The following is an 8,278-nucleotide window of genomic DNA, read 5'->3' as shown; positions in this document are numbered from 1 at the left end:
CGGCCCATACTAAAAACTCCTCCCTAAGTAAACAAGCTTTAATTATTTGCTTGTCTACCTAAGTAGGAGTATAGCCTGGAAAATATCAAAATTTTCCATGACCTTTTTTTAGTTGGGAACCAGCTTAGAATTTCGCTGTGATTAAGCTTAATAACGTAACAGTGCGAGTGCCGCCGTTTCAACCGGCATCCGATCGGCCGGAATAATGCGAATTTGACCTTGTTTACTCATGACAACGTCCACCAGATCATCAATCAAGTTATCCGGTAAGGCATTGTCTGTCGTTGCTAGTCCTGTGGCAGACATGGTGCCACTGACTTGGGCATTATCGGCAACAATTAAGGTATCGATCCGTCCGTGTAAAGCCGGTGTAATCATTTCAAATGGATCAGCTAAGGCGAGCTGTCGTGAGTTGGCGGCGTCGTAGCGTTCTAACAAAATATCGGCCAGTTGGGTATGCCATTTAGTTTGAACGGGTTCCGTCGCCGTTTGAATGTCGGCAGTTGTCAGGCCATTAGGTGACCGATCGACCATTAAATGCTGTGACAGATATGGATTCTTACTGAGTTTTCGGAAGGTCGCTTGATTGGTTTGGCAATCCCATCAGGACGAGTGGCCGCTGCGACTGTTGTGAGCGTTCCCGGATATACTGATCAACTTGCAAGTAATAGTTGCGCTGATCAACCGCGCGTTCTTCTGCCTTGGCATTATGTCCGTGGTAGTTAACGCCGTGCGCTGGACTGGAATTGAAATTCAAGTCGCCGCCACGTTTTTCTTCACCGAGGGCTTGCTTCATCGTGACCGGTGCGTCTGCGGGTAGCTCGACTTCGACAAAGTCACCTTGGCGTTGATGATATAAAGCCATGGCTGTTTCGCTGAGGGCTAATAGGTCGAAGTCAAATTGCTGTTGTCGGTCGGCTAAAATTGGCCGAATGGGTGGCATACTGTTCACACTCACGTGATTTTGAGTTGGAATTTGTAAGTCGAAGCGGCGTAAACTTTCGGCGTTCACAATCAAGCCGGTTTGAGGACCGGTATGTTGTAGCCAAAAGGCGTTGTCGTCGATTAAATTATCAAGTTGTATTTTGAACGGCGTAAAATCGGTTTTAGGAAAGTGTTGGGCGAGCTGAGTCTGTGCCTCGTCAATGAGTTGCTTGAGCTGTAAACGGCGCCGAGCTAAGTCATTCAGCACAGCTTCAGTATTTAGATAGATGGCGATGAATGGGCCAGCATCGCGCTGTTGCATTAAGTCGTTAAGGTCATTTTTTACCATGATATCCATAGGTCCAACCTACTTTCTTTAGTTGATAATAACAGGATAACAGGTTTGAACTAAATTACGCAAGCGTTATGCTTTTGATAAGCAAATGGTAATGAATCTAAAATTAAGTCTAGGACTTTCTTATTGGGTGCAATTAAGGTATATTTACCTTATACCGCAATTATTTGAGTGGTTAAGTATATAGGAGATGGGAAAATGCAGCCGAAGCAGCATCCGGTTTTAAAGTGGTTAGGCCGCGTGGTATTTGTGCTTTTGATTGCGCTGTCATTAGCGCTGATTTTTAATGAACAAATCAAGAGTTGGTTGGTCAGCTCATACGCACCAACTGTCACGACAAAATCAGTCGCGAAGAACACGAAGAAAAAAGGCAATTTTGACTTCACGAAGGTCAAATCACTGGATTTTCAAACAGTCGCGAAAGCCCGTTTGAATAAAAGTTCCATTAATGTGATTGGGTCAATTTCAATTCCGTCGGTCGGGTTATATTTGCCGATTGGAAAAGGAGTTAGCAATGAAACGTTGGCGTTGGCCGCTGGTACGATGACAGCTGATCAAAAAATGGGTGCTGGCAATTACGCTTTAGCCGGGCATCATATGATTAAGCACGGCGCGTTGTTCAGTCCACTGTATTATAAGAGTAAAGTTGGCCAGATGATTTATTTATCCGATGCCAAAAAGATCTACGCGTACAAGACGAGTGAGCGAACCTTTATCAAGGCAACGGATGTGCAAGTGATTGACAACGTTCCTGGACAGACGCTAGTGACGCTGATTACTTGTGATAAAACCGGGGCGGGACGTTTGATGATCCGTGGTAAGTATGTACAACAATGGCAGTTTGATAAAGCTCCCGCAAGTGTCCAAAAGTCGTTTACGAGTCACTTTAATAACAAATATTAAATTTTGACGACTGCTGACGGCGAGTCACTTTTCACGTTACAATAGAGGGGTATTAAATTACTTAAGGAGGTCTCACTTGATGGTTGGATTAATTATTATCGCGGTCATCCTGATTTTAGTGGCAGTTTACGTTGTCATTTATAACGGACTGGTCAAGTCACGGATGTACACGCAAGAAGCTTGGAGCCAAATCGACGTTCAATTAAAACGGCGTAACGATTTGATTCCTAATTTAGTTAGTACGGTTAAAGGGTATGCAAAGCATGAAAAGACGACCTTAGAACAGGTTGTCTCGTTGCGTAACCAAATGACTCAGATTCCTAATGGTGATCATCAACAAGCGATGGCCGTTTCGGATCAATTGACGAATTCATTAAAGAGCATCTTCGCCTTAGCCGAAAATTATCCTGATTTAAAGGCTAATCAAGAATTTAGCAAATTAATGGAAGAATTGAGCAATACCGAAAATAAGATTGCCTATTCACGGCAACTCTTTAACACGAGTGCCGCTAGTTACAACATGAAGTTACAACAATTTCCATCTAATCTGGTTGCCGGCGTTCATCACTTTCAAAAAGTTGAATTTTTGGCTGTTCCAGAAGCAGAAAAAGAAGCACCTAAAGTCTCATTCGATGATTAGAGGTTATGCCCATGTTATTTGAGCAAATTGCCCGCAACAAGCGGCACACGGTTTACGTGATGGCCGCTTTTGTCGTGTTAGTGGCACTTATCGGCGCGGCTGTCGGGTATGTCTTTTTTAATAGTATGATGGCAGGATTGGTCATGGCGATTGTCGTGGCAGTTGTTTATTCTGCGATTATGATTGGTCAATCAACGGATGTGGTCATGAATCTGAATCATGCGCGTGAGCTCCATTCAGCCGATGATGATCCAGAATTGTGGCACATTGTGGAAGATATGGCCATGGTTGCAAAAGTGCCAATGCCACGGGTCTTTATCATTGATGATGAAAGTCCCAATGCTTTTGCAACGGGAAACAGTCCCGAACACTCGGCAGTCGCAGTGACGACTGGGATTCAGGCGCGGTTGACGCGTGAGGAAATGGAAGGCGTAATTGGCCATGAAATGACCCACGTTCGCAATTATGATATTCGCTTGCAAACCATTGCATTGGCTTTGACGGCAGCGATTAGTTTACTAGTCAACTGGGGACTCAATTCTTTCTGGTGGGGTGGCGGTCGCCGACGCGATGATGACCGTGATGGGAATGGGAGTATTCAGATTCTACTGATGCTCGTGTCTGTGATCCTCATCGTTTTGGCGCCATTAGCTGCCAGTCTAGTTCAAATGGCCTTGTCACGTAATCGTGAATACTTGGCTGACGCCGGTAGCGTTGAATTGACCCGGAACCCGAAAGGCTTAATTGATGCCTTGAACAAGATTGACGATAGTCAGCCAATGGCTCAGGCGGATCCTAGTAGTGCTGCGTTATATATTTCAGATCCATTTAAGGCCAAGAAAACGTGGACGCATTTGTTTGAAACGCATCCACCAATGGCTGACCGTATTGCACGTTTAGAAAAAATGTGATAAAAGCCAGCTATTTGTAAGTGGACGGCTTATAATATAAATAAATAGTTATTGAAAGAGTGAGTCCGGTGCAACGCAGATATATATACGCCAATTTAGAAAAACTTGATAATTTAGTCTTTGCCTATGGCATCGACCAGAGTGACTTTGTGCACGGCGTGAAACGCTTGCCAGATAACTTGGTCTCGCTAATTGGCGTAGATGATGAGACCCATGCGGTGAACGCCCATACAGGGTTGAATGTGATTAACGACGAGAATGAAATTCGGCGTTATTTGTTGCAAACACATCCGCTACCAGTTAAATGGCTAGATTATGATGAGGTCGGCGACTTAGATTTTTTGACGGCGTCCGAAATTGCGGAGCTACTCTATCTTGGTCATATGGATCGACCGATTCGCTCACCTTTCAATTACAAGTTACGCAACCATTATGTCTTTTTGGAGCAACGAAATGGTGGCATTAAACTTTATTTCTACTATATTTCAGCGTTCAGCCATGTCCTAAGTGCGGCAATTGTGCGCCATACCTTAGCCGCTTATCGTGGTCGACGGATGTTTACCCGGGCGTTGAGTGTCCCCAAAGTGCCTGAGCCAATCTTGAAACAACTCGTGCGGCTCATGCCAGATGGTTTGTTCATTTACTTTGATCAGTCCATGATTCGGCAACGGCAATTATTAGTGCCAGTGCACACCGAGATGGCGAATGACGACATTGAAGTTTTTGATCCCGCTCGCACCGATGAAAATCGGCGTACCCATAATGTGGCGACACTGCAATTCAATTTGGCATCCGGCGAGTGGGGCTTACAAGTTCAGGATCAGTTGGCATTTGAAGACCACCTTTAGTTTTTGTTTAATTAAGTGAATGACACACAGGTTTCAAATTGAGTCGCTAATAGCGGACTTGATTTGAAGCCTGTTTTTGTTTCGGGTTGACGCGTGCCGTAATGACCTGAGCAATCAGCGAGTCTGTGGGGATGGTTAAGAATTGAATCCGTTCATAGAGTCTGACGCGTCAAAGTGGTATAATTTCAAATGCGAGTAGCTAAAATTAATTAAGCTATATGAGATGTCTAAGACACATTAGTCAGTAATTTGGCGGCCTAACTAAGGTCACCACGAATGGAGAGTTTAATTCATATGAAGATGCAAGTTACCGAAATTGCAAAGGCGGTTCAAGCTGATAATGCTGAACAAGCTTGGCCCGATGTTAATGTAACCGGGGTGGCTTTTGATAGTCGACAGTTAACTGCCGGCGAGTTGTTTATCCCATTAATTGGGACCAATGATGGTCATGACTTTATTCAGAGTGCCATTGATCATGGGGCGGTGGCAACTTTATGGGCAAGCGACCATGTGGACAGTGCGCCAGCTGATTTGCCAGTCATTTTAGTTCCCGACACGCTCAAGGCGTTACAACAGTTAGGCCAATATTATCTTCGAAAAATCAATCCTAAGGTCGTTGCAGTTACCGGAAGTAACGGGAAAACAACGACTAAGGATATGATTGCGAGTGTTCTCAGCACGCAATTTAACGTGACCAAGACGCATGCCAACTTTAACAATCAGATTGGGGTGCCAATTACGTTATTGAGTATGGAACCCAATACGGAAGTGGTTGTCGTTGAGATGGGGATGGATCATTTTGGCGAACTGGACTTTTTGAGCCAACTAGTGCAACCCGATGTGGCCGTCATCACGATGATTGGGGAAGCCCACATCGAATTCTTCGGTACCCGTGATAAAATCGCTGATGCGAAAATGGAAATCGTGCACGGCTTAAAAGAAGATGGCACGTTCATTTTTAATGGTGACGAACCGTTATTACAAGATCGGAGTGCCACTGTTGAACAGCGCAAACGGACCTTTGGTTTAGATGCGACAAATACGTTGGCGGGTAGTGATGTTCAGACGAGTCGGGCTAGCACTAGTTTTAAGACCAATCTTTGGCCAGATGAAACGGTAACGATTCCAATGATGGGCGCCTATAACGTTAATAATGCTTTGGCGGCGCTGTTAGTTGGCGATACGTTCCATATTCGTCCCGCCGTTGCTCAAAAAGCGATTGCCAGTTTTGTCCCGACGGAAAATCGCACAGAATGGTTAACCGGGTCAGACGGTGAAGCCATTTTGAGTGATGTTTACAATTCGAACCCAACTGCCGCCAAGCGCGTTTTAGCCGCCTTTTCAGCGGTACCGACCAACGGCAAGCGTATTGCTGTTTTGGGCGATATGTTGGAATTGGGTGACCAAGCGGATGACTTGCATGCTAGTTTAGCAACTGAATTAGACCCAAGTTTAATTCAGAGCGTTTATTTGAACGGGTCTCATATGGTTGCGTTAGCCCAAGCGTTGGCGGACAAATATCCGGAGACCGCCGTTCATTACTATCCAACGGCTGGACAACCCCAATTAATTGCGGACTTAAAACAGGCCATTAGTGCTGATGATGAGGTATTATTAAAGGGGAGTCATGGCATTCATTTAGAGAATGTCTTGGCGGCATTAGAAGCTTAACTAAATAAAATTTTTAATTGATTTTCACTGATTGGTTTGCAAGGCCACTGGTGATTAACTGGGAAGTGGTGACGCTAACAAAAATTAGTGACCCGATTGGCGCCGGTTAACCATCAGGGGTCTTTCTTGCTAATTTAGAATAACCGGTGTATGATAATTCAGTTGTACTATTTGAAAGTCAGGCCGTTGGCTTACATGACAGCGTCTTACGGGGAACGGATTTTTTCCTAGCTATCAGTAATCCCATGGCGTCATCCTTAGGAGGAAACATATTTGAAGTTTACAGAACTAGGCTTATCCGATAGCCTACTTAAAGCAGTTACTCGAGCAGGCTACGAAGAAGCCACCCCAATCCAAGCAGAAACCATTCCAATGGTGCTTGATGGGAAAGACGTGATTGGCCAAGCTCAAACCGGTACTGGGAAAACCGCCGCGTTTGCATTGCCAATCCTACAACGTTTGGATTTTGATAATCCTAACATTCAAGCCTTAGTTATTTCACCAACGCGTGAATTAGCAATCCAAACCCAAGAAGAAATCTTCCGTTTGGGTAAAGACGAACGGGCGAAAGTCCAAGTTGTCTACGGCGGTTCTGACATCCGTCGTCAAATCAGAAACCTGAAGCAACACCCACAAGTAATTGTTGGGACGCCAGGTCGTTTATTGGATCATATTCGTCGCGGCACGGTCAAATTAGACCATGTTAAGATGTTGGTCTTAGATGAAGCCGATGAAATGTTAGACATGGGTTTCTTGGATGATATTGAATCAATTATCAAACAAGTGCCTTCAGAACGGCAAACAATGCTCTTCTCAGCAACAATGCCGCCTGAAATCAAACGCATCGGTGTTCAGTTCATGCAAGAACCACACCATGTAAAAATTAAAGCAAAAGAATTGACCGCTGATACAGTTGATCAATACTACGTTAAAGCAAAAGAATTTGAAAAATTCGATATCATGACACGTTTATTCGATGTTCAGGCACCTGAATTGACGATTGTCTTTGGTCGGACGAAACGCCGTGTTGACGAATTGTCAAAAGGCCTTGAAGCTCGTGGCTACAATGCTGCTGGGATTCATGGTGACTTGAGCCAACAACGTCGGACGCAAATCATGCGTCAATTCAAGGCTGGTAAGTTGGATATTTTAGTTGCAACCGATGTGGCTGCCCGGGGACTTGATGTTTCTGGTGTCACTCATGTTTACAACTATGATATTCCACAGGACCCAGATAGTTATGTTCATCGTGTTGGCCGTACTGGCCGTGCCGGACATAAAGGGGTTTCCTTAACCTTCGTTACACCTAATGAAATGGAATACTTGCGTGTCATCGAAAAGTTGACTAAGAAGCGTATGTTACCATTGAAGCCACCAACAGATGCAGAAGCTTTTGCCGGCCAAATTGCCGCTGCCGAAGCGAATGTTGATTCGTTGGTTGCTAAGACCAAGACAGAAAAGTATGCAGAACAAGCAGCAGAATTATTGGAAAAATATGATGCTACTGATTTAGTTGCTGCTTTACTGAATGATTTAACTAAGGACGACGCAACTGCCGTTCCAGTTAAAATCACGCCAGAACGCCCATTACCTCGTCATAAAGGCGGCGGCGGTGGCAATCGTCGTGGCGGTGGTTATCGTGGTGGTAACCGCAATCGTAACCGCAGCGGTAACGGTGGTCGTAGTAATGACCGCCGTGGCGGCAGTTACTCACACAATGGTCGGAGCCGCGATGATCATCGTAGCAGCGACCGTCGTAATGGCGGTAGCAACGATCGTAAGAGTGGTGGTTATGGTAGCCGCAGTCGTGAAGACAACCGCAGCAACAACCGTAACCATGATGAAGGCCGTAAGCAAAGTAGCAAACGGAACTTCACCATCCGGACGAACGATTAAAACAAGTGAAATAACAAACTGATTTGGGTCTTTGAGTCAAATCTGATGAAAAGTGGCTCTTTGTCAACTGTTGTTGGTAATCAGCTATCATTAGCGCCCAGCCGCCCCGTGGCTGGGCGCTTTCTGTACA

8 protein-coding genes are annotated in these 8,278 nt (G+C 45.0%); 6 read left to right on the top strand and 2 right to left on the bottom strand.

The window, feature by feature from the left end; translation table 11 throughout:
• Window positions 1-147: 147 nt before the first annotated feature.
• Window positions 148-534: a hypothetical protein gene (locus FFM74_RS13780; RefSeq protein WP_223877250.1), complete on the bottom strand. Its 387-nt coding sequence runs from the start codon at window positions 532-534 to the stop codon at window positions 148-150.
• Between the two features lie 25 nt (window positions 535-559).
• A complete protein-coding gene (locus tag FFM74_RS13775; RefSeq protein WP_223877249.1) occupies window positions 560-1,282 on the bottom strand; it encodes a baeRF6 domain-containing protein in 723 nt (240 codons plus the stop codon).
• Between the two features lie 195 nt (window positions 1,283-1,477).
• On the opposite strand from FFM74_RS13775, the gene FFM74_RS13145 reads away from it, so the two are divergent.
• The 6 genes from FFM74_RS13145 to cshA all read left to right on the top strand — a co-directional run bounded on the left by FFM74_RS13145 (window position 1,478) and on the right by cshA (window position 8,148).
• Complete coding sequence (locus FFM74_RS13145) at window positions 1,478-2,182, top strand: class A sortase (protein ID WP_137627085.1); 705 nt, start codon at window positions 1,478-1,480, stop codon at window positions 2,180-2,182.
• A gap of 79 nt (window positions 2,183-2,261) precedes the next feature.
• Window positions 2,262-2,822 (top strand): LemA family protein, encoded by a 561-nt coding sequence (locus FFM74_RS13140; RefSeq protein ID WP_137627084.1) that lies wholly within the window; start codon window positions 2,262-2,264, stop codon window positions 2,820-2,822.
• Between the two features lie 11 nt (window positions 2,823-2,833).
• On the top strand, window positions 2,834-3,733 hold the full coding sequence (htpX, locus tag FFM74_RS13135; RefSeq protein WP_137627083.1) for a zinc metalloprotease HtpX: 900 nt from the start codon (window positions 2,834-2,836) through the stop codon (window positions 3,731-3,733).
• Between the two features lie 68 nt (window positions 3,734-3,801).
• Entirely contained in the window at window positions 3,802-4,581 is a 780-nt protein-coding gene (locus FFM74_RS13130) for a hypothetical protein (RefSeq protein WP_137627082.1), read from the top strand.
• A gap of 294 nt (window positions 4,582-4,875) precedes the next feature.
• The gene (locus FFM74_RS13125; protein ID WP_137627086.1) at window positions 4,876-6,252 is read left to right on the top strand and encodes a UDP-N-acetylmuramoyl-tripeptide--D-alanyl-D-alanine ligase; all 1,377 of its coding nucleotides are present in this window, start codon (window positions 4,876-4,878) and stop codon (window positions 6,250-6,252) included.
• 273 nt (window positions 6,253-6,525) lie between these two features.
• A complete protein-coding gene (gene cshA / locus FFM74_RS13120) occupies window positions 6,526-8,148 on the top strand; it encodes a degradosome RNA helicase CshA (RefSeq protein ID WP_137627081.1) in 1,623 nt (540 codons plus the stop codon).
• Window positions 8,149-8,278 lie beyond the last annotated feature (130 nt).

The organism is Lactiplantibacillus pingfangensis (assembly GCF_005404945.1).
Classification (GTDB): Bacteria; Bacillota; Bacilli; order Lactobacillales; family Lactobacillaceae; genus Lactiplantibacillus; species Lactiplantibacillus pingfangensis.
Note: the sequence above shows the minus strand (reverse complement) of the source record. Positions and strands in the feature narration are given on the sequence as shown.

Coding starts and splice junctions, on each gene's coding strand:
- FFM74_RS13780 (WP_223877250.1), bottom strand. CDS start 534: ATGGTCGATCGGTCACCTAATGGCCTGACAACTGCCGACATTCAAACG.
- FFM74_RS13775 (WP_223877249.1), bottom strand. CDS start 1,282: ATGGATATCATGGTAAAAAATGACCTTAACGACTTAATGCAACAGCGC.
- FFM74_RS13145 (WP_137627085.1), top strand. CDS start 1,478: ATGCAGCCGAAGCAGCATCCGGTTTTAAAGTGGTTAGGCCGCGTGGTA.
- FFM74_RS13140 (WP_137627084.1), top strand. CDS start 2,262: ATGGTTGGATTAATTATTATCGCGGTCATCCTGATTTTAGTGGCAGTT.
- htpX (WP_137627083.1), top strand. CDS start 2,834: ATGTTATTTGAGCAAATTGCCCGCAACAAGCGGCACACGGTTTACGTG.
- FFM74_RS13125 (WP_137627086.1), top strand. CDS start 4,876: ATGAAGATGCAAGTTACCGAAATTGCAAAGGCGGTTCAAGCTGATAAT.